We start from the raw sequence: 25,035 nt of genomic DNA on the forward strand, positions 1-25,035 counted from the left end.
GCCGCGGCCGATGCGTCCGGCGTGGCGGCGGCCGGCGCGGCCTTTTGCAGCATCTCGATCTTGGCGGCCGCGCGCAGGCGCTTGAGCTCGACGTCGGCCGCGTCCTTGGCTTTCTTGTTGGCCAGGAACTGCTCGATCTGCGGCGCCGCCGCCTCCAGCGCGACCGGGCTGTCCTTGGTGTCGGCGATCGCGTTCACCAGGCTGCGCTCGCCTTCACGGATGATGAACAGCTGGCCCTTGCCCAGCGAGGTCAGCTTGGAAGCCAGCTGCGGCGGCAGGTCCGAGGTAGCACGGCTGAGCTGGCTGCGCGCGTACTTGATCTGCTGCGCATCGAACAGCGCCGCCACCTCGTCCACGGTCTTGACCTTGTCGATCGCGGCGCGCATGGCGTCGTCCAGATCCTTGCTGGCGAGTACCAGCTGGCGCACGTCGAAGATCTTGCGCTGGGCGAAGAACTCCGGGTGGGCCGTGTAATATTCCTGCACCTCTTCCTTGGTGGGCTTGACCGGCGTGCCGATCTTCTTCTGCAGATAGAACTGGGCCACGATCAGCGCCTTGGCGCGTTCAATCGACTGCGCCACCTTGGGATCGCGATCGAGCTTATCCTTGAGGGCGGCGTTGAGCAGCAGCTGGCGGTCGATCAGCGACTCCAGCAACTGCTTGCTGGCCTGCTGCTGCTGCTGCTGCTGGACGCCGGCGCGCTGCAGCTCTTCGTTCAGCTGCAGCACGGTGATTTCCTCGCCGTCCACGCGCGCCAATGACTGTCCCGGCTTCTTGTCGCTGGCGCCACCGCAGGCGGCCAGGCTGGCCGCCACCAGCAGCGCGGCGGCGTAGGTCACACGGCGGCCCGGGCGCTGGAGGCTGGCCAACTTCAATCGCGACAGTTTAGATTGGTTCAAAATAAGGGTTCCTAACGAGTTTTCTATCCGCCTGGAAGCGTATGCCCCCAAGCCCCACCACGCGCAAGGACGTGGCATAACGTTGCAAATATTGACAGGAATAATACAAATTTGCAATAGCCGCACGGCGCCGGCGCGGCGCGGTCATGCCGCGTCACCGCCGATATTTTAGGCGTTCCCGCGGCCGATCGCGCACTTTATTCAACCGTGCCGATGTCATTTAAGCAAAAGCTAAGTCAATGCGCGTTTTCGCGCTTGAGCACCACGCCGACGGTCTTGAAGATAATCACCAGATCGAGCAGCAGCGACCAGTTACGCAAATACGACAGATCGTACTGGATCCGCGCCTCCATCTTGTCCAGCGTCTCGGTTTCCCCGCGCATGCCGTTGACCTGGGCCCAGCCGGTGATGCCCGGCTTGACCTTGTGGCGCAGCATATAGCCCTTGATCAGCTTGCGGTACTGCTCGTTGTGCGCGACCGCGTGCGGCCGCGGACCGACGATGCTCATCCGCCCCTGCAGGACGTTCAGGAACTGCGGCAGCTCGTCGAGCGAGCTGCGGCGCAGGAAGGCGCCGATCCGGGTGACGCGCTGGTCGTTCTTGCTGGCCTGCACGATGGTGCCGCCGTCGTCGACCGTCGTCATCGAGCGGAACTTGTAGACCACGATCTCCTCGCCGTACAAGCCATAGCGGCGCTGGCGGAAGATCACCGGCCCCGGCGAGGTCAGCCGCACCGCCAGGGCGATCACCAGCATCAACGGCAGCAGCAGCGCCAGGATCAGCACGCCCAGCAGGAGATCGCTGGCGCGCTTGACCATGCTGTTAATGCCGGTAAACGGCGTCTCGCAGATGGCCACCACCGGCATGCCGCCCATGCTGTCGAAGCGCGCCTGCATCAGGTCGAACACATAGATATCCGGCAAGAAATACACCGACGCCGTCGTGTCCTGCAGCTCGTCGAGCAGGCGGCGGATGCGCGGCTGCGCCGAGATCGGCTGGCTGATGAAGATCATCTTGACGTTGTGCTCGCGCACATAGGCGCTGACCTGCTCCATCTTGCCCAGCATCGGATGCCGCAGGCCGGCCGGGTGGCGGTCGGCGGTGCGGTCGTCGAAGAAGCCCAGCATCTCCATGAACAGGTTCGACTGCTGGTCGCAGGTGTCGGCGAAGCGCAGGCCGACGTCGTTGGCGCCGACGATGATCGCCGAGCGCATTTCATGGTTGCGGTTTTTTCCGACCAGCAAGCGCCAGACCGCGGCGCGGCTCAGCAGCGACAGCAGCGGCGCGGCCACGCTCCAGCACAGCAGTACAGCCGGGCTGAAGTAGCCGCCCAGGCCGCTGACCATGCCGATCAGGCCCAGGATGGCGGCCGTCAGCACCCAGCTGACCAGGGTGTCGCGCATGTAGGCGCCCATGCGCCCGCTACGCCAGGTGCGGTAGGGGTCGATGTAATTGGCCACCGCGCTGGAGATAAAGAAGGCCAGTATCATCAGCACCAGGTAGTAGCCGGTGAAACGGTGGTTCAACAGCACGCAGCTGCCGTACAGCGATCCCATGACGATCAGCGGATCGGAAACCCGCTGGACGAACGGGACTAAGGGAATGTCATTCAGGGCCATATTCAGAACTGCGTATTGGCATTAATCGAGAAGCCGGTGGCTCGGTAAGCGCCCAGGCCGAACAAGGCGGCGCCGTTGCGGGCGTCGCGGTACAGCGATGCGCGCAACTGCACCGCGTCGGCCGGCACGAAGGTGACGCCGAGCGTGCTGTGGCGGGAGGTGTCGCCGCTCGCGCCGAAGGCGGCGCGGTTGACCAGGTTGAAGTCGCGTTTTTCATAGCGCAGGCTGGCGTCGAAGCGCAGCTTGGCGGTGCGCGCCCAGACCGCGTTGAAGCTGGCGCCGCGGTTCAGGCTGTAGCTGACCAGCGAACTCTCGATCGGCGAGAACTCGCGCCAGGCCGCCGCCGTCAGGCTGACCGCCGAGGTCGCGGCCCAGTTGGCGGACAGGCGCGTGTTGAAGCCGCTGGTGTCCTCGTTGCTGGCGTACAAGTGGGTGCGCCGGGCGCGGCCGCCGAGGAACTGGGCGTCGAAATTCTGGTTCAGGCGCCAGACGATCCGCGCCTTGAGCTCGTCCTGGTTATAGCTGCTGTCGAACACCGTGTGGGCCAGGCCGCCCTGCAGGGGATAGCGGCCCTCGGTGCGGCGCGCCACCAGGCCGACCGTGCTGCCGGTGCCGACCGCGTAGTCGAGGCCGGCTTCGTAGCTGCTGTCGATGCGGTTGACCACCTGCTGGCTGGCGACGTCGTACGACGATTTTTCGCGCGCATAGCCGCCGCGGACGCGCCAGCGCGGATGGAAGCGCCAGCCGCCGTCGACATAGGTGCGCTCGCGCTGCCGCAGCACCCGCTCGTTGCTGCGCACATCGGCGTAGGACGCCAGCGTGTCGCTGTAGGTGGCGCCGGCATGGCCGTCGACATTGCTGCCCAGATACCAGCTCAGCGCGGCCTGATAGTCCTTGCCGTTGTAGTTGAGCTGGCTGAACCGATTGTAGCGCACGTTGTTGAGGTTGCCTTGCAGGGCCAGCACCTGGCGGCCGAAGGTTTGGTTGTAGCTCAGGCCGACCGTGGCCTGGCGCCAGGAATCGCCGCGTTGGCCGCCGTAGCCGGGGGCGTCGTCGGCCAGGCGAAACAGGTTGTTGTCGTGCGCATAGGTCAGGCCGCCGCTCACTTGCAGCGGATCGGCGGAGTTGGCGTGCGCCAGTGAACAGGCCATATAGCCGAAAAAGAGGAACCAGCTACCTGCAGGGCAGGCATATCGCGAGAAACTGAGCATTGTTGATCGTCGTTTGATAGTGTCAGACAGTTAATAAATGATCATACTACCAATAGCGCCAACTGGCAGTATAAATAATCCACCCCCCCAGCACGCCATTGGTGACGGCGTGCGCCAGAATGGGGACCCATAAGTTGCGCGTGCGCATGTACAGCAGACCGTAGACAGCCCCGGCAACCATGCCTGAGAGCCACAAGTCATGTTCGACAGCGAATAATATCACCGTAACAACAAAAGCTCGCCACTTTATGTGTGCGGGGTCTAAACCGGCGAAATCCGGGCGCTCCAGCCAGCGCATCAGGAACGCGCGCCAGAACAGTTCCTCCATCACCGGCACCACCAGCGCCGCGCCGCCCAGGCGCAGCGCGGCCAGCACCCAATCGATGCGGCCATCGACCAGCGGCGCGTAGCCGGTGGCGCTGCCCAGCCGCATCCACGGCGCGGTCAGCGTAATCCACAACCCGAACACCACCACGCCGGCCAGCAGCGCCAGCGCGACGGCGGCGGCGCCCGGCCAGCCCTGGCGCAACTCCTGGTAGTCGCGCCGGAAATACCACAGCACCAGCACGACGGCGCCGATCTTGGCCGGATACAACCAGTGCAGTTGCCCGGGCGCCCAGCCCGCCCTGCCCAGCAGGTCGGCCAGCAGCACGAACGCCATATACACCAGGAACGGCAACGTCCGCGCCACGGCGGCGCGGCTGAAGGAAGGCAGCGGGTAACGGTTGCGGACAGCGGACATGAGACCTTTCAACGAGTGGTGGACGGGCATCGACGGCGCGGCGCGGCGCTCACTCCCGGGCGCGCGCTTCGATCGCTTCCCATTTTTCCAGCGCCTCCAGCAACAGCCCGTCGATCTCGGCGTAGCGCTGGTTGATGCGCTTGGACTCGGCCGGATGCTGCTTGTAGAAGTCGGGCGCGGCCAGTTGGGCGCTGATGGCCGACTGCTCGTCCTCGAGGCTGGCGATCAGCAGCGGCAACTCCTCGAGTTCGCGCTGCTCCTTGTAGCTGAGCTTTTTCTGCTTGGCCGCCGCGGCCGGCGCCGCGACTGCCGGCGCGACGCTGACGGCCGCGCCCCGGCCCGCCTTGGGCTTGGCCGCCGCCACCGCCTGGACCCGCTCCCAGTCGGTGTAGCCGCCGACGAATTCGCGCCACATGCCGCCGCCCTCGGCCACCACCACCTGGGTGACGACGTTGTCGATGAAGGTGCGGTCGTGGCTGACCAGGAACACCGTGCCGGTGTAATCCTCCAGCAACTCCTCCAGCAGTTCCAGCGTATCGATGTCCAGATCGTTGGTCGGCTCATCGAGCACCAGGCAGTTGGCCGGCTTGGCGAACAGACGCGCCAGCAGCAGGCGGTTGCGCTCGCCGCCCGACAGCGATTTCACCGGCGAGCGCGCGCGCTCCGGCGCGAACAGGAAGTCGCCCAGGTAGCTCATCACGTGCTTGCGCTGGCCGTTGACCTCGACCCAGTCGCTGCCGGGGGCGATGGTCTCCATCAGATTGGCCTCTTCGTTGAGCTGACTGCGCATCTGGTCGAAATACGCCACCTGCAGCTTGGTTCCCAGGCGCACGGTGCCGCTGTCGGCGCTCTCTTCACCCAGTATCATTTTCAGCAAGGTGGTCTTGCCGGCGCCGTTGGCGCCGATCAGGCCGACTTTGTCGCCGCGCAGGATGGTGCCGCTGAAGTCCTGCACGATCACTTTGTCGCCGTAGCGCTTGCAGACATTTTCCAGGTCGGCCACGATCTTGCCCGAGCGCTCGCCGGACGACACTTCCAGCTTCACCTGCCCCTGCTGTTCGCGGCGCGCGGCGCGCTGCACGCGCAGCGCCTCCAGGCGGCGCACCCGGCCTTCATCGCGCACCCGGCGCGCCTTGACGCCCTTGCGTATCCAGACTTCCTCCTGCGCCAGGAATTTGTCGAACTTGGCCGCCTCGACCTCTTCGACCTCCAGCTGTTCGCTCTTGCGGGTCTGGTAGGCGGAGAAATTGCCGGGATAGGACAGCAGCTTGCCCCGGTCCAGCTCGACAATACGCGTGGCAACATTATCAAGGAAGCTACGATCGTGAGTGATAAACAACACGGAGCCCTTGAAATCGCGCAGCAAGCCCTCCAGCCACATGATGGACTTGAAATCGAGGTGGTTGGTCGGCTCATCGAGCAGCAGCACGTCCGGCGCCGACACCAGCGCCACGGCCAACGCCACGCGCTTCTGCATCCCGCCCGACAGCGTGCCCATGGCCGAATCGGCCGCCAGGTTCAGGCGGTCCAGCGTGGTTTCGACCTTATTGGCCAGGCCCCAGGCGTCGGCGGCGTCGAGCTGCACTTGCAAGTCGTGCATCCGTTCCAGCAGCGCGTCGTCGTCGCCGTTGCCGAACTGGCCGGTCAGCGCCTCGTACTCGGCCAGCATTTGTTGCTGGGCGCCAAGACCGGACGCCACCGTGTCGAACACCGTGCAGAGCGGGTCGAACTGCGGCTCCTGCTCGACATAGGCGATTTTCACGCCCTGTTGCATGACCAGCAGGCCATCATCGAGCTTGAAGCGGCCGGCGATGATTTTCAGCAGGGACGATTTACCGGTGCCGTTGCGGCCGATCAGGCCAACCCGTTCACCAGCTTCAATCGACAATTCTGCGTGATCGAGCAGTGCCACGTGACCGAACGCTAGTTGCGCGGACGAAAAAGAAATAACAGCCATAGTTTATAATCGTGTGCAGCCGCGGCACCAGGGCGATGCAGCGAAAGAGAAGCAAAAAAAATGGTACCGCCAGCGGGAATCGAACCCACATCTACCCCTTAGGAGGGGGTTGCACTATCCATTGTGCGATGGCGGCACGTGCGAAGAGCCACTATTGTACAGGTTAGCAATTGAACCGCTCAAGGAAGCTGATGTTAAATTCGCAGATCCCGACCACGCGCCAGCGCGGCGCGGCATTGCTGGTGCTGTTGGCGATCTCGGCTTTGGGCGCCGGCGCGATCCTGATCGGCACTTTCAGCCACACCGACCTGACGGGGCGCCGCGAGCGGCAGACCCGGCAAACCCTGGCCGAGGCGCGCGAAGCCTTGCTGGGCTTTGCCATGACCCAGGGCCGGCTGCCGCGCCCGGCGATCTCCGCCACCGACGGCCGGGAAGATCCGAGCCCCTGCGCCGACGAGCGCAGCTGTACCGGCCTGTTGCCATGGGTGACGCTGGGCGTCGGCGACATCGACGGCTGGTCCAAGCATCTGCGCTACAGCGTGACCCCGGCCTTCACCGTCGCGCCGGTCGATCCGCTGCAGGTGACGCCGAACAAGGTGGTGCTGGGGCGTTACCACAGCGGCGAGCAGTTCTATCTGCAGGGCCAGGCGGCGTGCAGCATCGTCAACCCTTGCCTGGCCGCGGTGTTGGTTTCTTTTGGGAAACGCAACTTCGGCCTCAGCGCCGACGGCCTCGCCCAGGCCAACAACGGCACCGGCAACGCCGACGAAGCGAGCAACCACAGCGTCCACAACCGCTTCATCCTGCGCGCCTCGACCACCGACGCGGCCGCTCCCGGCGGCGAATTCGACGACGCCGTGCAATGGATCACGGTGAAAAAGCTCTACACCGCCATGAACTCCGCCGGCCAACTGCACTAGCGCGGCGGCTCGACCGGCACGATCGCCGTCACCTCGATCTCCACCCGCGCCCTGTCCTCGACCAGCCCGGCCACCTGCACCGCCGTCATGGCCGGGAAATGCAGGCCGATCAGCTCGCGGTAGGCCGCGCCGACTTCCTTGTAGGCGCCGACGTATTCCTTTTTGTCCAGCACATACCAGGTCATGCGCACGATGTGCTCGGGCCGCGCGCCGGCCTCGGCCAGCACCTCGACCGCGTTGCGCAGCGCCTGGCGCACCTGGCCGGCGAAGTCGTCGGTGTGGAACACGCCCTGCCCGTCCCAGCCTATCATGCCGCTGACGCACACCGTGCGCCCGCTGGCGGCCACGCCGTTCGAATAGCCACGCGGCCGCACCCAGCCCGGCGGTTGAAGAAATTCCATCATTGTTCCTTGGTGTTTGCCGCGCGCAACAATTCGCGCGCGATGATCAGTTGCTGTACTTCGGTGGCGCCCTCGTAGATGCGCAGCGCGCGGATCTCGCGGTACAGCCGCTCGACCGGCTGCTCGCTGACCACGCCCAGGCCGCCGAACATCTGCAGCGCGGCGTCGATCACCTGCTGCGCCGTTTCGGTGGCGGCCAGCTTGGCCATCGCCGCCTCCTTGGTCACGTTGCGGCCCTGGTCGCGCTGCCAGGCGGCGCGGTAGGTCAGCAGCGCGGCGGCGTCGATGCCGGTCGCCATCTGCGCCAGCTTGGCCTGCGTCATCTGGAAATCGGCCAGCATCTGGCCGAACATCTTGCGCTGCATGGCGTGCGCCAGCGCCTCGTCCAGCGCGCGCCGCGCGAAGCCCAGCGCGGCCGCCGCCACCGAGGTGCGGAACACGTCCAGCGTGGACATCGCCACCTTGAAGCCCTGCCCCGCCGCGCCGATGCGCTGCGCGGCCGGCACGCGGCAATCGCGGAACACCAGCCGCGCCAGCGGATGCGGGGCGATCACCTGGATCCGCTCGGCGATCTCGAAGCCCGGCGTAGCGGCATCGACGATGAAGGCGCTGATGCCGCGCGCGCCAGGCTGTTCGCCGGTGCGGGCGAACACCACGTAGAAATCGGCGATGCCGCCGTTGGAAATCCAGGTCTTCTCGCCATTGAGCACATAGTGCTCGCCATCCTGCACCGCCGCGCACTGCATGGCGGCGACGTCGGATCCGGCCTGCGGCTCGGACAGCGCGAAGGCCGCTATCGCCGCGCCGCGCGCCACGCGCGGCAGATAGGCCTCGCGCTGGGCCGGCGTGCCGTGCAGGCTGATGGCCCCCGAGCCCAGGCCCTGCATGGCGAAGGCGAAATCGGCCAGGCCGTTGTGGCGCGCCAGCGTCTCGCGGATCAGGCAGATGGCGCGGGTGTCGATGCCCTCCCCGGCCGCGCCGGCGATCGCATGCCGCAGCCAGCCGGCGTCGCCCAGCTGGCGCACCAGCCGGCGGCAGGCGGCATCGACGTCGGCCTCGTGCTGCTGCGCGATGTGCTGCGCGGCCCAGGCGTCGAGCTCGCGCTCCAGCACCACATGGCGTTTCTCGAAGAACGGCCATTCCAGATAGGTTTTATCGCTCATCAGTCGCCTTCGAATTCAGGTTTTTGCTTGGCCACGAAGGCATGGTAGGCGCGGTGGAAATCGTTGGTCGCCATGCAGATCGCCTGCGCCTGCGCTTCCGCTTCGATGGCTTCGTCGACGCCCATGTTCCATTCCTGCTGCAGCATCTTCTTGGTCATGCCGTGGGCGAAGGTCGGACCGTCGGCCAGGCCCTGGGCGAAGGCGTGCGCCGCGGCCAGCAACGCCTCCGGTTCCTGCAGGCTGTTGAAGTAGCCCCAGCGTTCGGCCTCCGCGCCGGACATCGAGCGACCGGTGTACAGCAGCTCGGCCGCGCGGCCCTGGCCGATCACGCGCGGCAGCAAGGCGCAGGCGCCCATGTCGCAGCCGGCCAGGCCGACCCGCGTGAACAGGAAGGCGGTCTTGCTGCGCGCCGTGCCGAGCCGGATGTCCGAGGCCAGCGCCAGGATCGCGCCGGCGCCGGCGCAAATGCCGTCGACCGCCGCCACGATCGGCTGCGGGCAGGCGCGGATGGCTTTCACCAGGTCGCCCGTCATGCGCGTGAACGCCAGCAGGCCGGGCATGTCCAGCCTGGTCAGCGGGCCGATGATGTCGTGCACGTCGCCGCCGGAGCAGAAATTCTCTCCGGCGCCGGTGATGACCACGGCCTTGACGTCGTCCGCATAGGCCAGCGCGCGGAACAGCTCGCGCAGCTCGGCGTAGGAATCGAAGGTCAGCGGGTTTTTGCGCTCGGGGCGGTTCAAGGTCAGCGTGGCGACGCCGCCGCTGACTGCAAACAGAAAATGGCTGGCCTGGTAGTCGGCCAGCGCGGTGCGGTTGCCGGGCAGTCGCTGGGCTTCGCCGGGAAGATATCGCATGGTGTGGTTCCTTATTTTTCGTCCGGGGCGTTCAGGTGCTGCTTCATCTGCGACAGCAGGTCGATCATCTGGCTCTTGTCGGCGCCGGACAGGCCTTGCAGCAGCTCGGCGATCCAGCCTTCGTGTTCGGCGGCCATGGTGGCGAAGGCCTTGCGGCCGGCCGGCGTCAGCTTGACGCTGTAGGCGCGGCCGTCCTTCGGGTCCGGCACGCGCACCACCAGCTTCTCCTGCTCCAGCTGGTCGGTGATGCCGGTGATGTTGCCGCCGGTGACCATCATGCGCTTGGACAGCTCGCCCATGCGCAGGCCTTGCGGATAGCGCTCCAGCTGCGCCATCAGGTCGAAGCGCGGCAAGGTGATGCCGAAGCTGGCGCGCAGCCGGCTGCGGATCTCGTTCTCGATCCGGACGGTGCAGGACAGCATGCGCAGCCACAGCTTGAGCGACTGATGATGGTCCTGCGTCAGGCGGCTGGCCAGGTCCAGCACCGGCGCATCCTCGTCGTCGAGCGGGTTCTGTTCGTGTTCGTTGTCTGAAAATGGTGGCATAGTTTCCTTGTACTTCACATGACTTCGCCGCCGGCGACGGCGACGGATTGTCCATTCATGGCGCCCGCTTCGGGCAGGCAAAGCCAGGCCACGGCGCTGGCGACTTCCTCGCTTTGCACCAACCGCTTCTGCGGATTGCCGGCGGCCAGCTCGGCGCGCGCCTGGTCCTCGCTGCGGCCGGTCCTGGCGACGATGTTGGCGACCGCCTCGCGCACGATGTCGGTTTCGGTGTAGCCGGGGCAGACGGCATTGACCGTCACGCCCTTGGCCGCCACTTCCAGCGCCAGCGCGCGCGTCAGGCCGATCACGCCGTGCTTGGCGGCGACGTAGGCCGACACGTAACGATAACCGACCAGCCCCGCCGTCGACGCAACGTTGACGATGCGGCCCCACTTCGCCTCCAGCATGCCGGGCAGCGCGGCCTGGGTGCAGTGGAAGGTGCCGGTCAGGTTCACGTCCAGCATGCGCTGCCACAGCGCGGCGTCGGTCTTGCCGAATGGCGCGGGCACGGCCTGGCCGGCGTTGTTAACCAGGATGTCGATGCGGCCGAAGCAGGCGACGGCGGCGGCGAAACCGCTGCGCACCGATGCCTCATCGGTCACGTCCAGCACCTGCATGGCGACCGCGCCGCCCAGCGGCTGGGCGATGGCGTTCATGGAATCGACGGCGGCCAGCAGCGCCTGCGCATCGCGGCCCGCCAGCGTCACGCGCGCGCCGCGCAGCAGCAAGGCCTGCGCGCAGGCGGCGCCGATGCCGCGCGCGCCGCCCGTCACCAGCGCATGCTTGCCCGCCAGCGGCAGGTTCGCGCCAACCGGGGCCGAACCTGGCGCCAGATAGGCCGCGCGGGATTTGTTGGTGGTGTTCATCGGCTCATCCTTCCAGCAGCCTGGCCGCGACCTGCTGCGGCGTGAGGCCGCTACTGGCCGCCGCCAGCTGGCGTTCGCGTTCGAGATTGCGCTCCAGCTGCTGCTTGGCCGGCAGGTACTGCTTGGGCCAGGCGATGGCGGAATAGCCGATCTTGGCCGCTTCCGCCAGCGTCCACGCCGGATTGGCCAGGTGCGGGCGGCCGACGGCGCACAGGTCGGCGCGGCCGGCGGCGATGATGCCGTTGGCGTGGTCAGCCTCGAAGATCGAGCCGACCGCGATCGCGGCGATGCCCGCCTCGTTGCGGATGCGGTCCGCGAACGGCGTCTGGAACATGCGGCCGTAGACCGGCTGTTCCAGCTTGCTGACCTGGCCGGACGAGCAGTCGATCATGTCGGCGCCAACCGCCTTGAACAAGCGGGCGATGTGCACCGCGTCGTCCGGCGTGATGCCGCCTTCGACCCAGTCATGGGCGGAAATGCGCACGCTCATCGGCTTGTGCCGCGGCCAGGCGGCGCGCATCGCCGCGAACACGCGCAGCGGATAGCGACAGCGGTTTTCCAGGCTGCCGCCGTATTCGTCGCCGCGCTCGTTGGTCAGCGGCGAGATGAAGGACGACAGCAGGTAGCCGTGGGCGCAGTGCAGTTCCAGCCAGTCGAAGCCGGCCGCGTCGGCCGCCTGCGTGGCGCGCACGAAGTCCGCTACGATGCGGTCCATGTCGGCCAGCGTCATGGCGCGCGCGGTCTGCGATATGCCGGCCAGGTATTGCTGCGGCGAGGCCGAGACCAGCGGCCAGTTGTTCTGGTCCAGCGGCTGGTCGATGCCGTCCCACATGGCGCGGGTCGAACCCTTGGCGCCGGCGTGGCCCAGTTGCAGCGCGATCTTGGCGTCGCTGTGCTGGTGGACGAAGTCGACGATGCGCTTCCAGGCCTGCGTGTGTTCCGGCGCGTACATGCCGGGACAGGCCGGCGTGATGCGCGCATCGGCCGACACGCAGGTCATTTCGGCGAACACCATCGCCGCCCCGCCCAGCGCGCGCGCGCCGAGGTGGGCCAGGTGATAGTCGCCGACGACGCCGTCCACCGCGCTGTATTGCGCCATCGGCGAGACGACGATGCGGTTTTTCAAAACGATGTCGCGCACCTTGAACGGCGTGAACATCGGCGGCGCGGCCTTGGCCGGCGCCAGGCCGGCCTGTTCGCCGGCGCGGGCGGCGAACCAGCGCTCGTAGTCCGCGACATAGGCCGCATCGCGCAGGCGCAGGTTTTCGTGCGACAGGCGCTGGCTGCGGGTCAGCATCGAATAGGCAAACTGCGGCGCTTCCATCGCCGTGTAGCGGTCGACGTTCTCGAACCACTCCATCGAATTGCGCGCCGCGCTTTGCAGCTTGATGACCTCCACCGCGCGCGCCGACTGGTAGGCCGCCAGCGCAGCCTTGGCATCGGCATGCTGGCCGAAGCAGCGCGCCAGCTCGATCGCATCCTCCAGCGCCAGCTTGGTGCCGGAGCCGATCGAGTAATGCGCCGAGTGCGCGGCGTCGCCCATCAGCACCACCGGCGTATCGCCGTTCCAATGCACCCACTGCCCGCAGACGATGCGCGGGAACTTGATCCACATGCCGGAGCCGCGCAGGTGCGACGAATTGGACATCAGCTCGTGCCCGTCCAGCTGCTCCGCGAACAGCTGCTCGCAATAGGCGATCGACTGTTCCGCGCTCATCTCCTCCAGCCCCGCCGCGCGCCACACCGATTCCGGCGTCTCGACGATGAAGGTCGAGGTGTCGCCGTCGTACTGGTAGATGTGGGCCTGGAACCAGCCGTGCTCCGTCTGTTTGAAGGCGAAGGTGAAGGCGTCGAACTTCTTGCGCGTGCCCAGCCACACGAAGCGGCACTGGCGCGCTTCGATCTGCGGCTGGTAGCTGTCGGCGTAGCGGGTGCGGATGCGGCTGTTCAGGCCATCGGCGGCGATCACCAGCTGCGCGTCGTAGCGGGCGGCGATCTGCTGGTCGTCCAGCACCTCGGTCTCGAACACCAGCGACACGCCCAGCTCCTCGCAGCGCTGCTGCAGGATGTTGAGCAGGCGCTTGCGGCCGATGCCGCAGAAGCCATGGCCGCCGGACGTGACCTTCTCGCCCTTGAAGAAGACGTCGATATCGTCCCAGTGGTTGAACGATTGCAGGATGGCGCGCGCGGTCGCCTCGTCGGAGTTCATCAGGTTGCCCAGCGTCTGGTCGGAGAACACCACGCCCCAGCCGAAGGTGTCGTAGGGACGGTTGCGCTCCACCACCGTGATCTGGTGGGACGGGTCCTGCTGCTTCATCAACAGGCTGAAATACAGGCCGGCGGGGCCGCCGCCTATGCACACAATATTCATACGACTCTCTTCATTCTGTACGCAGCTTGAAACGCTGTAGTTTTCCGGTTTCGGTGCGCGGCAGCGCCGTCAGGAAGCGGATCGCGCGCGGATATTTGTACGGCGCGATCTGCCCTTTGACGAACTCCTGCAACTGCGTCGTCAACTCCGGCGACTCCTCATAGCCCGGCTTGAGCACCACGTGCGCCTCGACGATCTGGCCGCGCTCCTCGTCCGCCCGGCCGATCACGCCGCATTCGGCCACGGCGGGATGGCGCAGCAGCGCGTCCTCCACTTCCGGGCCGGCGATGTTGTAGCCGGCCGAGATGATCATGTCGTCGGTGCGCGAACGGTAGTAGAAATAACCGTCGGCGTCCATCTCGTAGGCGTCGCCGGTCAGGTTCCAGCCGTTGAGCACATAGTCGCGCTGGCGTTCGTCCGCCAGGTAGCGGCAGCCGGTCGGCCCTTTCACCGCCAGCCTGCCGATCACGCCCGGCCCGACCGGATTGCCGTCGTAATCGAGGATGCAGGCCTGGTAGCCCGGCACCGGCTTGCCGGTGGCGCCGGGCCGTATCTGGTCGCCCGCCGCCGAAATGAAAATGTGCAGCAGCTCGGTCGCGCCTATGCCGTCTATCATCGCCAGCCCGGTGGCCTGGCGCCAGCTCTCGCGCGTCGCCAGCGGCAGCGCCTCGCCGGCGGAGACGGTCTTTTGCAGGCTGCCGATGTCGTACTTGTCGGCCAGCGGCGCCATCTGCCGGTAGAAGGTGGGCGCCGTGAAGCACACCGTGGCCCGGTATTGTTCGATCGCCTTGAGCAGGGTTTCCGGCGTCAGTTTTTCCAGCAGCACGGCGGTGGCGCCGACCCGCAGCGGGAACAGCAGCAAGCCGCCCAGGCCGAAGGTAAAGGCCAGCGGCGGCGTGCCGATGAAAACGTCGCTGCGCTGCGAAGCCAGCACCGAACGCGGGAAGCAGTCGCAGATCGCCAGCACGTCGCGATGAAAATGCATGGTGCCCTTGGGGATGCCGGTGGTGCCGGAGGTGAAGCTGATCAGGCACACATCGTCGGCCGCCGTGTCCACCGCGTCGAAGCTGGCCGGTTGCTGCGCCATCAGCGCTTCCAACGTGCCGCCGGCGCCGCCGAACCACAGCGTCCTGGCCTGCACGGCGGCTGGCAAATCCACCGCTTCCATCTCGGCGCGCAAGCCGTCCGCGCACAGCACGGCGTTGATCTCGGCCTTGCCGGCGATGGTACCCAGCTCGCGCGCGCGCAGCAGCGGCATGGTCGGCACCGCGATGCAGCCGGCCTTCAGCACCGCCAGCACGCAGGCCGCCATCATCGGGTTGTTGGCGCCGCGCAGCAGCACGCGGTTGCCCGCCTCCAGCCCCAGCGGGCCGCGCAGCACATGGGCGATGCGGTCGATCTGTTCCAGCAGCTGCGCGTAGGTCCAGCTGAGCTGCTCGCCGCGCACCGCGACGCGCTCGGCGGCGCCGCCGGCCAGCGCGCCGTCGAACAGCTCGGCCACGCAATTGAGACGCGGCGGATATTGAAGCTCCGGCAGGTCGAAGCGCAACTCGGGCCACTGCTCCGGCGGCGGCAGGTGCTCGCGCGCGTAGCGGTCGGTATGCGCGCTGTCGCCGTTGGTAACGGAAGCGCTGTCAGAACTGGCTGTCGGTCTGGTCATGGTCGCCCTGAAGTTGAAGGTCGTTCGGTATCCGCTGCTCACCCAGCAGATACTTTAAACCTAAACTATCTCAACATCAAGTGCTATCGCTCAGGCGGAGACGCCCTGCCGCACCAGGCCGGATTGGTGGATCACGGCGCGCACCACCTCGGCCAGCACCGCTTGCACGGCCTCGTTGCTCAGGCCGCCCGGATCGAAGCCCTTCAGCGCGACCGCCGCGCCGTCCAGCCCCAGCGTGACGCAACCGGCGTGCAGCCGGTCGATGCGCGCCTGCGCCTCCGGCTGCTGGGCCTTGGCCAGCAAGACCTCCAGGTCGCCGCTGGCGGCGGTCAGCTGGTTCTGGAAACCGCTCAGGTAGACCAAAAGTCGCTCGGCGTTGATGCCCAGGCGGCGCATGGTGGTGACGGGATCTTCGGCGTGGTGGTCGTAGCCGGTGGCCGCCTGGTCGAGGAAATTCACCAGGTGCACGCGCACCTGCTCGGCCTGGAATGGTTTGACGATGTAGCCGGCCGCGCCGGAATTGGTGGCTTCCTGTACCGTATCCTTGTCGTTGGCCGACGTCACCAGCACGAAGGGCATGGTGTTGATTTCCGCATGCCCCTTCACGCGCTGGAGCAGCTCCATGCCGGACAGGCGCGGCATGCGCAGGTCGCAGAAGCAGATCGCCGGACGCAAGCCGGCTTCCAGCTGCTGCCAGGCGTCGGCGCCGTCTTCCGCTTCGACGATATCGAACTTGCCGCAGCTGTCGATCAGGTGCATCAACACCATGCGCGAGACGACATCGTCGTCGACTACCAGAACTTTCATGAGACTCCCTGTGCCCTTAACAACTACTTTTGTGTGACCTCAGTACGGCACTTAGCAACGATATTACATGAAAAACCGCGCTTGTACGTCCTGGACAGACAAGGATTTATACGAATTGCCGCAGCTTACAAAGTGCTAGCCGCGCCGGCGCGCAGCAGCAAGCCGCGCAACTGGGGCATGGCTTCGACGATGCGCGGCCAGTTGCCGTGATCCGCGTCGAGCTCCAGTTCCCCGCACAGCGCCTGCAATTCCTGCTCCTCCAGATAGCCGGCGCTGCCCTTCATGCCGTGCAGCAGACGGCTGGCGACATCGGCGTCGGCCTGCTCGACCGCGCGTTCCAGTTCCGCCAGCCGCAGCGGCGCATCCTGGCGGAAGGCGCTGCGCAGGCGCAGCTTCAAGTCGCTGCCGCCGCTGTGCTGCGCCAGCCGGGCCGGTTCCTCGGCGGCCGGCGTCACGCCGAACAGCGAGTCCAGCTCCGGCGTGCCCAGCGCCGGGTTGTGGCGCACCTCCATGCGCGGCAGCTTGACGCCCCGTTGCAGCTGGCGTTCGATCGCGCGGCTGAGCTGGAAATGCAGCTTGTCCTCGTCGATCGGCTTGGTCAGGAAATCGTCCATGCCGGCGGCCAGGTAGCGGCTGCGGTCTTCCTCGCTGGCGTTGGCGGTCAGCGCGATGATCATCAGTTCCTGGTCGCGCACCGGAGCCGCCTCGGTGCCGCCCGACCGTATCATGCGGGTGGCGCTGGCGCCGTCCATTTCCGGCATGCGGCCGTCCATCAGGATCAGGTCATAGCGCGTCAGCGAGCAGGCCTTGACCGCCAGAGCGCCGTTGGCGGCGATGTCGACCTTGTGGCCCAGGTCTTCCAGCATCATGCGAATGATGATCTGGTTGGTCGGGAAGTCTTCCGCGCACAACACCTTCAGTTGATGGCTGTGCGGCTCGCGCGGCACGTGCGGCACCAGCGGCGGCGGCACGCCGTTGGCCAGCGGCAGCTCGAACGAGAAGGTGCTGCCCTCGCCCGGCGTGCTGACGGCGTTGATGCCGCCGCCCATCAGCTCGACCAGCTGGCGGCAGATCGCCAGTCCCAGGCCGGTGCCGCCGTAGCGGCGCGTGGTGGAGGCGTCGGCCTGCTCGAACTGCTGGAACAGGCGCGGTATCGCTTCCGCCTCGATGCCGATGCCGGTGTCGGTGACGCTGAAGCGGATCCGGTTGAGCGCTCCCTTGAAGCCGGCGCGGGCCCGTTCGTCGTCCTCCTGCGGCACGCGTTCGACCCGCATCAGCACCGAACCGTGCTCGGTGAATTTGAAGGCATTGCCGACCAGGTTGACCAGCACCTGGCGCAGCCGGGTCGGATCGCCGACCACGAACTGCGGCAGGCCGTCGCCGAACTCCAGGCTGAATTGCACGCTGTGCGCGGCGGCCTGCTCCTCGAACAGGCTGACCACGTTCTCCACCGCCGACGACAGCGAGAAGTCGATATTCTCGATGGTCAGCTTGCCGGCCTCGATCTTGGAGAAATCCAGCAGGTCGTTGATGATCGACAGCAGCGACTGCGCGCTGGCCTGGCCGCGCAGGATCTGCTCGCGGGTGCTGACCGCCAGCCGGCTGTCGCGCAGCGCGAAGCCCAGCATGCCGATCACGCCGGCCAGCGGGGTGCGCATCTCGTGGCTCATATTGGCCAGGAATTCGGATTTCTGGCGGGTGGCGTCTTCCGCCTTCTGCTTGGCCAGCCGCAGGCGCTCGTCGTTTTCCTGCAAGGCGCGGTTGGCCAGCGCCAGCTCCTCGGTGTGCAGCCGCACCTGGCGCTCCTGTTGCAGCAACTGCGCCTGGGTCTGGCGCAGGGTTTGCAGCGTCTCCTCCAGCTGCTGGTAGGCGCGGGCGTTCTCCAGGCCGGCGGCGGCGTGCGAGGCCAGCGTTTGCAGCATGTCCATGTGCACCTGCTGGTAGCGGTGCTTCTCGACGCTCTGCACGCACAGCAGGCCGACCACCTTGTCGTTGGCCACCAGCGGCGCGTACATCATCGATTGCGCCACGGCGGCCGGCAGGCCGTCCTCGCGCAGGCAAGGCACCAGCGTGTCCAGGCCCGATTCGTCCATGTAGTTGCGGAACTCGGCCTTGAAATCGTTGATGAACACCGGCTTGCGCTGCCTCAGGCACCACACGGCCAGCTGGTTGGGTTCATCCAGGCGGCGCTGGTAGGGCAAGGTGCGCACGCCGGCGTCGATGGCGAACGGGAAGTCGATCACGCCCCGCTCTTCGCGCACGAAGCCGATGCCGAAGATCTGCGCATCCATCAGGTGATGCACGTGGCGGTACAGCGTGCGCATCGAGGTTTCCATGTCCAGCGTGGCGCTCATCTCGCGACCCAGTTCGCTCAGCACCGAGATGTTGCGGTGCGCCTGCTCGACGTTCTCCTTCTGCCGCTCGACTTCCTCCTTCTGCCGCTCGGTGTCGACCCGGCGCTGCTCGGCCTCGGCGCGCTGGGCTTCCGCCTCCAGGCGGCGCTGCTCCAGTTCCTGCTTCTGCTGTTGCAGCAGCAGGTTCTTTTGCTCGACTTCCGCCGTGCGCGAGCCGACCAGTTCCTCCAGCCGCTGCTGCTGGTGGTGCAGGCTGCGCACGCGCGCGGCGTAGGCGGCATAGGCGGCGCCCAGCAGGGCCAGGCCGAACAGGCCGCGGAACCACCAGGTTTTCCAGAACGGCGGCAGGATGGTGATCTCCAGCGTGGCGGCGTTGTCGTTCCAGATGCCGTCCTTGTTGGCGGCCTTGACGCGGAAGGTGTAGCGGCCCGGATCGAGGTTGGTGTAGGTGGCGAAGCGCTTGGTGGAGTCGGTGACCACCCAGTCCTCGTCGAAGCCCTGCAGCTGGTAGGCGAAGCGGTTGCGCTGCGGCGCCGCGTAGTGCAGCGCCGCGAACTCCAGCGAGAACACGGAATCGCTCTCGAGCAGCGTCAGCGCATTGGTGTATTCGATCGCCACCTTGAGCACGTCGGGATGCTCGCCCTGCCCCGGCTTGAGCGACTTGTTGAAGATCTGGAAATCGGTGATGGCGACGGTCGGCGCCACGCTGTTCTCGCGCACTTCCGGCGGCGCGAACGCGGTGATGCCGTTGAAGCCGCCGAAGTACAGCGTGCCGTCCGCCGTGCGCAGCGCGGCGCCGTCGAAGTAGGCGCCCTCGATGGTGCCGTCGGCGCCGCTGTAGTTGCGCACCAGCCCCGTGCCGGTGTTCAGGCGCGACAGGCCGCTGTTGGTGCTCAGCCAGAGGTTGCCGGCGTCGTCCGGCAGGATGGAGGCGATGGCGTCGTCGGCGATGCCGTCCTTGCGCAGGTAGCGGCGGAAGCGGATGCCGCCGTCGGCCGCCACTTCCATCTTGTTCAGGCCCGCCGCCGTGCCGACCCAGATGGTGCCGCGGCCGTCCTCGTACAGGTAGTGCACCTCGTCGTGACTGAGGCTGAACGGGTCGGCCGGGTCGCGCCGGAAGTGGCGGAACCTGCCGGTCTTGCGGTCCAGCAGATCGAGGCCGTTGAAGGTGCCGATCCACAGCTGGCCGTTGCGGTCCTCCAGGATCGGGCGCACCACGTTGTCGGACAGGCTGTTCACGTCGGACGGATCGTGGCGGAAGGTGCGCACCTCCATGGTCTGCGGGTCGAGCCGGTGCAGGCCGCCGCGCGAGGCGATCCACAGGATGCCGCTGCGGTCGCCGACGATGTTGCGGATGGTGTCGCTGGCCGGGTCGCCGCGCACGAAGGACAGCGCCTTGATCGCGCCGCTCTCCACGTTCAGGTGGTTGACGCCGGCCCGCCCGCCGATCCACATATTGCCGTTCTTCTCGCGCCACAGCGCGGTGACCTGGTCGTCGCTCAGGCTGTTGGCGCGCCGCGGGTCGTGGCGCCACACCCTGCCCTCGCCGCTGACCGGGTCGTACAGATTCAGGCCGCCGCTGCTGCCCAGCCACAGCTGGCCGCGCGCCTCGGCGACGATGGCGCGCACCTTGTTGTCCGACAGCGTGTTGGGGATCTCGGCCTGGCGCACGATGCGGGCGAAGCCGCCGCTGCCCAGGTCGACCCGGCTGGCGCCGTCGTTCCAGGTGCCGACCCAGAAGGTGCCGACGCGGTCGCGGAACAGCGCAGAAATCTGGTTGTCCGCCACGCTGTGGCTGTCGCTGAATTGATGTAGATACTGCACCAGCCGGTTCTCCGACGCCAGCCAGCGCAGCAGGCCGTCGGCCTGGGTGCCGACCCAGACGTTGGTTTCGGCGTCGACGTACAGCGTGGTGATGCTCATGCCCGGCTTCATGCCTTCGCGCAGGCCGAGGCGGCGGCGCTGCGGCTCCTTGCCCAGCAGGCGCCATTGTTCCAGCCCGCCCAGGGTGCCGACCCACAGCGTCTGCGCGCTGTCCACCTGCAGCGCCAGCACCGCGTTGTACTTGCTGTCGCCGCTGGCGTCGATCGTGAAGTGCTGGAAGCGCGAGTCGCCCGGCGCCAGCATATCGAGGCCGGTGGCGGTGGCCACCCACAGGCGGCCGGCGGCGTCGCGCGCCAGCGCGTTGACCTGGTCGTTGGCCAGGCTGCCGGCATCGGCCGGGTCGTGGTGCCAGCTGGTGAAGCGCTTGCTGGCCGGGTCGAAGTGATGCAGGCCGTCGGCGCTGGCCAGCCACAGGCCGCCCTTGCCGTCGTCGGCGATGGCGCGCACGTGGCGGTTGCCGTTGCCGCGCTGCGGCGATTCGTGCGGCAGGTAGTGGGTGAAGCTCTTGGTGGCGGCGTCGTAGCGATCCAGGCCGCCGTCGGTGCCCACCCACAGCTGGCCGTCGCGGTCCAGGTGCAGCACGCGCACCCAGTTGTCGGCCAGGCTGCGCGGATCGGAGACGGCGCTCTTGTAGGTGATGGTGCGGTAGCCGTCGAAGCGGGTCAGGCCGGCCTGGGTGCCGAGCCAGACGAAGCCCTGCTTGTCCTGGGCGATGGCCAGCACCGATTCCTGCGCCAGCCCGTGCTCGACGCTGAGCTGCTCGAAGCGCAGCGTGCGCGGCGGCGCCCCCGCCCATGCGGCGGCTCCGCCCAGGCCCCACAATAGCAGGACGGGCAGCAGCAAACGGCTACAGAGGCGTATTAAGAACAGCAAGGGAAGCCCCGTTTATCCAGATATCGCGCGCACGTCAGGACTCGAAAAAGGCCAGTACGTCGTCCTTGCGCGCTTGCGTGTCGCGCTGACCGAGGCGGATCAACTCGCAAGTATATGTCGATTCGAACAATAGGTACGACGCAAGTGCGGCGCCGCGTGTCTCGGTGGCGCCTATCCCCGACAGCATGGTGCGGATCGGCGCCGGCAAACTGGCGATGTGGCGGCTGGCGATATCGTCGAGCCGCTCGGACGGCGCGATCACCAGCAGCTGCACCGGCTTGAGCGGGGTTTTCTCCAGCAGCTCCGGCGGCAGCATGGACAGCGTCTTGTTGATCCGTTCCAGCCGTTCGATGTCGACCGCCAGGCTGTCGAGGAAGATCGACGACATGGCGTGGCCGGCGATCTGCGCCAGGCTGGGATAGCGCGCCGCGCTCTTTTCGGCGGCGCTGCGGGCCGGCTCGGTCAGGCGTCCGGCGCCGACCACCAGCACCTTGCTGGCGCCCAGGTGGATCGCCGGCGAGATCGGCGCCAGCTGGCGCATCGAGCCGTCGCCGCAGTATTCGCGGTGGCCGCCCATGTACAGCGGCGTGGCCGGGAAGATGAACGGGATCGCCGACGACGCCAGCAGATGCTCGACGCCGATCTGGTCCTGCAGGGCCACGCGCTGCATGCGTATCCACGGCGCGATGTCGGCGGCGGTCTGGTAAAAGGTCAGGTGGTTGCCGGCGGTGTAGGACGAGGCGGTGACGGCCAGCGCGTGCAGCAGGCCTTCGGACAGCACCGAATCCAGCCGCGGCAGATCGAGCATGCGGTGCAGCAGGCCGACCAGCGGCGTATTGTCCAGCAGCGAGGCGGGCGGCGCGGCGCGCCACTTGCGCAGCAGCCAGCCGAACGACAGCAGCGACAGCCAGCGCGCGCCGGAGCGGATCACGCCCAGCGAATCGGCGCGGTAGACCTGTTCCACCTCGATGTTCTGCCAGACGTCGAGCAGCTTCTGCACGCCCTCGCCGAAGTTGTCGGCGCGGCAGGCCAGCGCGGTGGCGTTGATGGCGCCGGCCGAGGTGCCGCAGATGATGTCGAAGGGATTGCGCGCGGGCGGCCAGCCCGCTTCCCACAGTATCTCGGAGATCGCCTGCAACACGCCCACCTGGTAGGCGGCGCGGGCGCCGCCGCCCGTCAGGATCAACCCTGTTTTCTTTTGAATTCCCATACGACAAGATTAGCAGGGTCTGCCGGGTTTGGGGAGCGTTTGGCGCCTTTAATCGCCTAATACGACACCTTCGCGCCGGGGATCGGCGCCGCCAAACCACTCCTGCCTGCCGTTGACCGTGCGGCGCTGGATGCCTTGCAAGCCGGAATTGAGATCGAACTCGCGCACCTGGTGGCCGCGCGCCTTGAGCTGCTCGACCACCGCCGGGCTGATCCGCCCCGCTTCCAGTTCGGTCGGGCCGTTGCGGCTGCCGATGTTGGGCAGGCCGATGGCCTGCTGCACGTCGAGCTTCCAGTCCAGCGTGCCGACCAGCACCTTGGCCACGTAGTTGATGATGGCCGAGCCGCCCGGCGAGCCGGTGGCCAGCACCAGCTTGCGCGTGCCCTTGTCGAACACCAGCGTCGGCGACATGGCGCTGCGCGGGCGTTTGCCGGCCTGCACGCGGTTGGCGATCGGGCCTTTCTCGTCCTGCGAATCGAAGGAGAAGTCGGTCAGCTGGTTGTTCAGCATGAAGCCGTCGACCATCTGGCGCGCGCCGAAGGCGTCTTCCACCGAGGTGGTCATCGACAGGCCGCCGCCGAAGGCGTCCACCGCCACCAGGTGCGAGGTGGAAGGCTTGTCGATGGCGGTGTCGGCGCCCCACGCCACCTGCATGGTGGCCGGCACGCCGTAGCTGGCGCGGCCCATGGACTTCTCGCCGATCAGCGCCGCGCGCTGCTTCAGGTAGCCCTTGTCCAGCAGCGCGGCCACGCCCTTGCCGGGCAGCGGCACGAAGTCGGTGTCGGCGGCGTAGCGGTTGCGGTCGGCGTAGGCCAGGCGGCCGGCCTCGGTGAACAGGTGGATGGCTTCGGCGGTCAGCGCGCCACCGTTGAGCTGCGGTTTGTACGGGCTGATGTCCTTCACTTCCAGGATGCCCAGCATCTGCGCGATGGCGATGCCGCCGGACGACGGCGGCGGCGCGCCGCACACGGTCCACGCCTTGTAGTCGCTGCAGATCGGGGTGCGCTCCTTGGCCTGGTAGGCGGCGATGTCGGCGGCGCTCAGCTTGCCGGGATTGGTCGGATGCGCGGCCACCTTGGCGGCGATGTCGCGGGCGATGCGGCCCTGGTAGAAAGCGTCGGCGCCGCCGTCGGCGATCTCGCGCAGCGTGCGCGCCAGTTCGGGGTTCTTCAACAGGTAGCCGACCGGGCGCGGCTTGCCGTCCTCGCCGAAGAAGTAGGCCTTGGCGACCGGGTCGCGCGCCAGGTAGCGGTCGTAGCTGAGCAGCGCGTTCAGGCGCGGGCTGACGTTGAAGCCGTCTTCGGCCAGCTTGATGGCCGGCGCGAACAGCGCTTTCCAGGCCAGCTTGCCGTGCTCCTTGTGCGCCAGTTCCAGCATGCGCAGCACGCCGGGCGCACCGACCGAACGGCCGCCGATCACGCCGGTCTCGCGCGAAACGGCCTTGCCGTCCTTGTCCTGGAACAGGTGTTCGTCCGCCGAGGCGGGCGCGGTTTCGCGGCCGTCGTAGGATTGCACGCGCTTGCCGTCGGAGTACAGCAGGAAGGAACCGCCGCCGATGCCGGACGATTGCGGCTCGACCAGGGTCAGCACCAACTGGGTGGCGATGGCGGCGTCGATCGCGCTGCCGCCCTGCTTGAGCATCTGGTAGCCGGCCTGGGTGGCCAGCGGATTGGCCGCCGCCACCATGAATTTTTGCGCGGACTTGCCGGCTTTTTCGGTGTAGCCGGTGGCGATTTCGGGCGCCACGTCGGCGCCGGTGCGTTGTGCGTAGGCCGGCGCGTGCAGCAGCGCAAGGGACAGCGCCAGGCTCAGCGCCAAAGGCTCGATATGAAACTTGCAGAACATGGACTCTCCAAAATAAGAGGCGCGCGGCCAAGGCCGCGCGCCCGATCACTTTGGCATCCTACACGAAATCGAGTAAACCGTTTACGTGCCGCTTACTTCGGCTGCATGCGGATGGCGCCGTCCAGGCGGATGGTTTCGCCGTTCAGCATGGTGTTCTCGATGATGGCCTTGGCCAGGTGGGCGTACTCGTCCGGGCGGCCCAGGCGCGGCGGGAACGGCACCATATTGCCCAGCGCGGTGCGCACTTCTTCCGGCATGCCCATCAACATCGGCGTTTCGAAGATGCCGGGGGCGATGGTCATCACCCGGATGGCGCTGCGCGACAGGTCGCGCGCCATCGGCAAGGTCAGGCCGGCGACGGCGGCCTTGGAGGCGGCGTAGGCGGCCTGGCCGATCTGGCCGTCGAAGGCGGCGACCGAGGCGGTGTTGATGATCACGCCGCGTTCGCCGCTGTCGGTGGCGGCGGTCTTGCCCATCGCATCTGCGGCCAGGCGGGCCATGTTGAAGGTGCCGACCAGGTTGATGTTGACGGTGCGCTGGAACACGTCGAGCGGGTGCGGGCCGTCCTTGCCGACGGTCTTGACGGCCGGCGCCACGCCGGCGCAGTTGATCAGGCCGCGCAGCGTGCCCAGCGCGACGGCGGCGTCGACCACGGCCTTGCCGTCCGCTTCCGAGGTGACGTCGCACTTGACGAAGACGGCCTTGAGTTCGGCGGCCAGCGCCTCGCCCGGTTCCACCTGCACGTCGGCCAGCACCACCTTGCCGCCCTGCTCGGTGATCATGCGCGCGGTAGCGGCGCCCAGGCCCGACGCGCCGCCGGTGACGATGAATACATTGTTCTGAATTTGCATGTC

General features: G+C 67.2%; 18 protein-coding genes and 1 tRNA gene. 1 reads left to right on the plus strand and 18 read right to left on the minus strand.

The genetic code is table 11. From position 1 onward, the window contains the following. The 6 genes from AC1RMD_RS29560 to AC1RMD_RS29585 all read right to left on the minus strand — a co-directional run. A partial coding sequence (locus AC1RMD_RS29560) for an EpsD family peptidyl-prolyl cis-trans isomerase (protein WP_492932157.1) occupies positions 1–899 on the minus strand: 899 nt, incomplete at its 3' end. A gap of 236 nt (positions 900–1,135) precedes the next feature. Further along, a complete protein-coding gene (locus tag AC1RMD_RS29565) occupies positions 1,136–2,518 on the minus strand; it encodes an undecaprenyl-phosphate glucose phosphotransferase (protein WP_492932159.1) in 1,383 nt (460 codons plus the stop codon). Between the two features lie 2 nt (positions 2,519–2,520). Then, complete coding sequence (gene epsL / locus AC1RMD_RS29570; RefSeq protein ID WP_492932161.1) at positions 2,521–3,669, minus strand: XrtB/PEP-CTERM-associated polysaccharide biosynthesis outer membrane protein EpsL; 1,149 nt, start codon at positions 3,667–3,669, stop codon at positions 2,521–2,523. Between the two features lie 106 nt (positions 3,670–3,775). After that, positions 3,776–4,471 (minus strand): CAAX prenyl protease-related protein, encoded by a 696-nt coding sequence (locus tag AC1RMD_RS29575; RefSeq protein WP_492932163.1) that lies wholly within the window; start codon positions 4,469–4,471, stop codon positions 3,776–3,778. A 49-nt stretch (positions 4,472–4,520) separates the two neighbouring features. Beyond that, the gene (locus AC1RMD_RS29580; RefSeq protein WP_492932165.1) at positions 4,521–6,428 is read right to left on the minus strand and encodes an ATP-binding cassette domain-containing protein; all 1,908 of its coding nucleotides are present in this window, start codon (positions 6,426–6,428) and stop codon (positions 4,521–4,523) included. A 61-nt stretch (positions 6,429–6,489) separates the two neighbouring features. Beyond that, a tRNA-Arg gene (locus AC1RMD_RS29585) sits at positions 6,490–6,564 on the minus strand. Between the two features lie 55 nt (positions 6,565–6,619). Between AC1RMD_RS29585 and AC1RMD_RS29590 the strand changes: the two genes are divergently transcribed. After that, positions 6,620–7,348 (plus strand): type II secretion system protein, encoded by a 729-nt coding sequence (locus AC1RMD_RS29590; RefSeq protein WP_492932167.1) that lies wholly within the window; start codon positions 6,620–6,622, stop codon positions 7,346–7,348. Here AC1RMD_RS29590 and AC1RMD_RS29595 read toward each other — a convergent pair. The 12 genes from AC1RMD_RS29595 to AC1RMD_RS29650 form a co-directional block, all read right to left on the minus strand. Then, entirely contained in the window at positions 7,345–7,749 is a 405-nt protein-coding gene (locus tag AC1RMD_RS29595; protein WP_492932169.1) for a RidA family protein, read from the minus strand. The two genes, AC1RMD_RS29590 and AC1RMD_RS29595, sit on opposite strands and share 4 nt — an antisense overlap. Beyond that, positions 7,749–8,912: an acyl-CoA dehydrogenase family protein gene (locus tag AC1RMD_RS29600; protein ID WP_492932171.1), complete on the minus strand. Its 1,164-nt coding sequence runs from the start codon at positions 8,910–8,912 to the stop codon at positions 7,749–7,751. Before AC1RMD_RS29600 ends, AC1RMD_RS29595 begins: the two co-directional genes overlap by 1 nt. Next, positions 8,912–9,766 carry an enoyl-CoA hydratase family protein gene (locus AC1RMD_RS29605; protein ID WP_492932173.1) on the minus strand — a complete coding sequence of 285 codons (855 nt, stop codon included), beginning with the start codon at positions 9,764–9,766 and terminating at the stop codon, positions 8,912–8,914. The genes AC1RMD_RS29600 and AC1RMD_RS29605 overlap by 1 nt, the downstream gene beginning before the upstream one ends. A gap of 11 nt (positions 9,767–9,777) precedes the next feature. Continuing rightward, on the minus strand, positions 9,778–10,311 hold the full coding sequence (locus AC1RMD_RS29610; RefSeq protein WP_492932175.1) for a MarR family winged helix-turn-helix transcriptional regulator: 534 nt from the start codon (positions 10,309–10,311) through the stop codon (positions 9,778–9,780). A gap of 14 nt (positions 10,312–10,325) precedes the next feature. Further along, positions 10,326–11,177, minus strand: a complete 852-nt coding sequence (locus AC1RMD_RS29615; protein ID WP_492932177.1) for an SDR family NAD(P)-dependent oxidoreductase — start codon at positions 11,175–11,177, stop codon at positions 10,326–10,328. Between the two features lie 4 nt (positions 11,178–11,181). Further along, on the minus strand, positions 11,182–13,548 hold the full coding sequence (locus tag AC1RMD_RS29620) for a bifunctional salicylyl-CoA 5-hydroxylase/oxidoreductase (protein WP_492932179.1): 2,367 nt from the start codon (positions 13,546–13,548) through the stop codon (positions 11,182–11,184). Positions 13,549–13,558: 10 nt separating this feature from the next. Then, on the minus strand, positions 13,559–15,208 hold the full coding sequence (locus tag AC1RMD_RS29625) for an AMP-binding protein (RefSeq protein WP_492932181.1): 1,650 nt from the start codon (positions 15,206–15,208) through the stop codon (positions 13,559–13,561). A gap of 90 nt (positions 15,209–15,298) precedes the next feature. After that, positions 15,299–16,015: a response regulator gene (locus tag AC1RMD_RS29630; protein ID WP_492932183.1), complete on the minus strand. Its 717-nt coding sequence runs from the start codon at positions 16,013–16,015 to the stop codon at positions 15,299–15,301. A 125-nt stretch (positions 16,016–16,140) separates the two neighbouring features. Continuing rightward, positions 16,141–21,093 carry a two-component regulator propeller domain-containing protein gene (locus AC1RMD_RS29635; RefSeq protein WP_492932233.1) on the minus strand — a complete coding sequence of 1,651 codons (4,953 nt, stop codon included), beginning with the start codon at positions 21,091–21,093 and terminating at the stop codon, positions 16,141–16,143. Between the two features lie 67 nt (positions 21,094–21,160). Continuing rightward, a complete protein-coding gene (locus AC1RMD_RS29640) occupies positions 21,161–22,336 on the minus strand; it encodes a patatin-like phospholipase family protein (protein ID WP_492932185.1) in 1,176 nt (391 codons plus the stop codon). Positions 22,337–22,384: 48 nt separating this feature from the next. Next, positions 22,385–24,181 (minus strand): gamma-glutamyltransferase, encoded by a 1,797-nt coding sequence (gene ggt / locus AC1RMD_RS29645; protein ID WP_492932187.1) that lies wholly within the window; start codon positions 24,179–24,181, stop codon positions 22,385–22,387. Positions 24,182–24,273: 92 nt separating this feature from the next. Further along, positions 24,274–25,032, minus strand: coding sequence for a 3-hydroxyacyl-CoA dehydrogenase (locus AC1RMD_RS29650; protein ID WP_492932189.1), 759 nt, complete (start codon positions 25,030–25,032; stop codon positions 24,274–24,276). Positions 25,033–25,035: the final 3 nt, after the last annotated feature.

It is taken from the genome of Duganella sp. GW822-FHT06D06 (assembly GCF_058799615.1).

Bases quoted from the DNA above. Each gene is read 5' to 3' on its own strand.
- AC1RMD_RS29565 (WP_492932159.1), bottom strand. From the start codon at position 2,518: ATGGCCCTGAATGACATTCCCTTAGTCCCGTTCGTCCAGCGGGTTTCC.
- epsL (WP_492932161.1), bottom strand. From the start codon at position 3,669: ATGGCCTGTTCACTGGCGCACGCCAACTCCGCCGATCCGCTGCAAGTG.
- AC1RMD_RS29575 (WP_492932163.1), bottom strand. From the start codon at position 4,471: ATGTCCGCTGTCCGCAACCGTTACCCGCTGCCTTCCTTCAGCCGCGCC.
- AC1RMD_RS29580 (WP_492932165.1), bottom strand. From the start codon at position 6,428: ATGGCTGTTATTTCTTTTTCGTCCGCGCAACTAGCGTTCGGTCACGTG.
- AC1RMD_RS29590 (WP_492932167.1), top strand. From the start codon at position 6,620: ATGTTAAATTCGCAGATCCCGACCACGCGCCAGCGCGGCGCGGCATTG.
- AC1RMD_RS29595 (WP_492932169.1), bottom strand. From the start codon at position 7,749: ATGGAATTTCTTCAACCGCCGGGCTGGGTGCGGCCGCGTGGCTATTCG.
- AC1RMD_RS29600 (WP_492932171.1), bottom strand. From the start codon at position 8,912: ATGAGCGATAAAACCTATCTGGAATGGCCGTTCTTCGAGAAACGCCAT.
- AC1RMD_RS29605 (WP_492932173.1), bottom strand. From the start codon at position 9,766: ATGCGATATCTTCCCGGCGAAGCCCAGCGACTGCCCGGCAACCGCACC.
- AC1RMD_RS29610 (WP_492932175.1), bottom strand. From the start codon at position 10,311: ATGCCACCATTTTCAGACAACGAACACGAACAGAACCCGCTCGACGAC.
- AC1RMD_RS29615 (WP_492932177.1), bottom strand. From the start codon at position 11,177: ATGAACACCACCAACAAATCCCGCGCGGCCTATCTGGCGCCAGGTTCG.
- AC1RMD_RS29620 (WP_492932179.1), bottom strand. From the start codon at position 13,548: ATGAATATTGTGTGCATAGGCGGCGGCCCCGCCGGCCTGTATTTCAGC.
- AC1RMD_RS29625 (WP_492932181.1), bottom strand. From the start codon at position 15,208: ATGACCAGACCGACAGCCAGTTCTGACAGCGCTTCCGTTACCAACGGC.
- AC1RMD_RS29630 (WP_492932183.1), bottom strand. From the start codon at position 16,015: ATGAAAGTTCTGGTAGTCGACGACGATGTCGTCTCGCGCATGGTGTTG.
- AC1RMD_RS29640 (WP_492932185.1), bottom strand. From the start codon at position 22,336: ATGGGAATTCAAAAGAAAACAGGGTTGATCCTGACGGGCGGCGGCGCC.
- ggt (WP_492932187.1), bottom strand. From the start codon at position 24,181: ATGTTCTGCAAGTTTCATATCGAGCCTTTGGCGCTGAGCCTGGCGCTG.
- AC1RMD_RS29650 (WP_492932189.1), bottom strand. From the start codon at position 25,032: ATGCAAATTCAGAACAATGTATTCATCGTCACCGGCGGCGCGTCGGGC.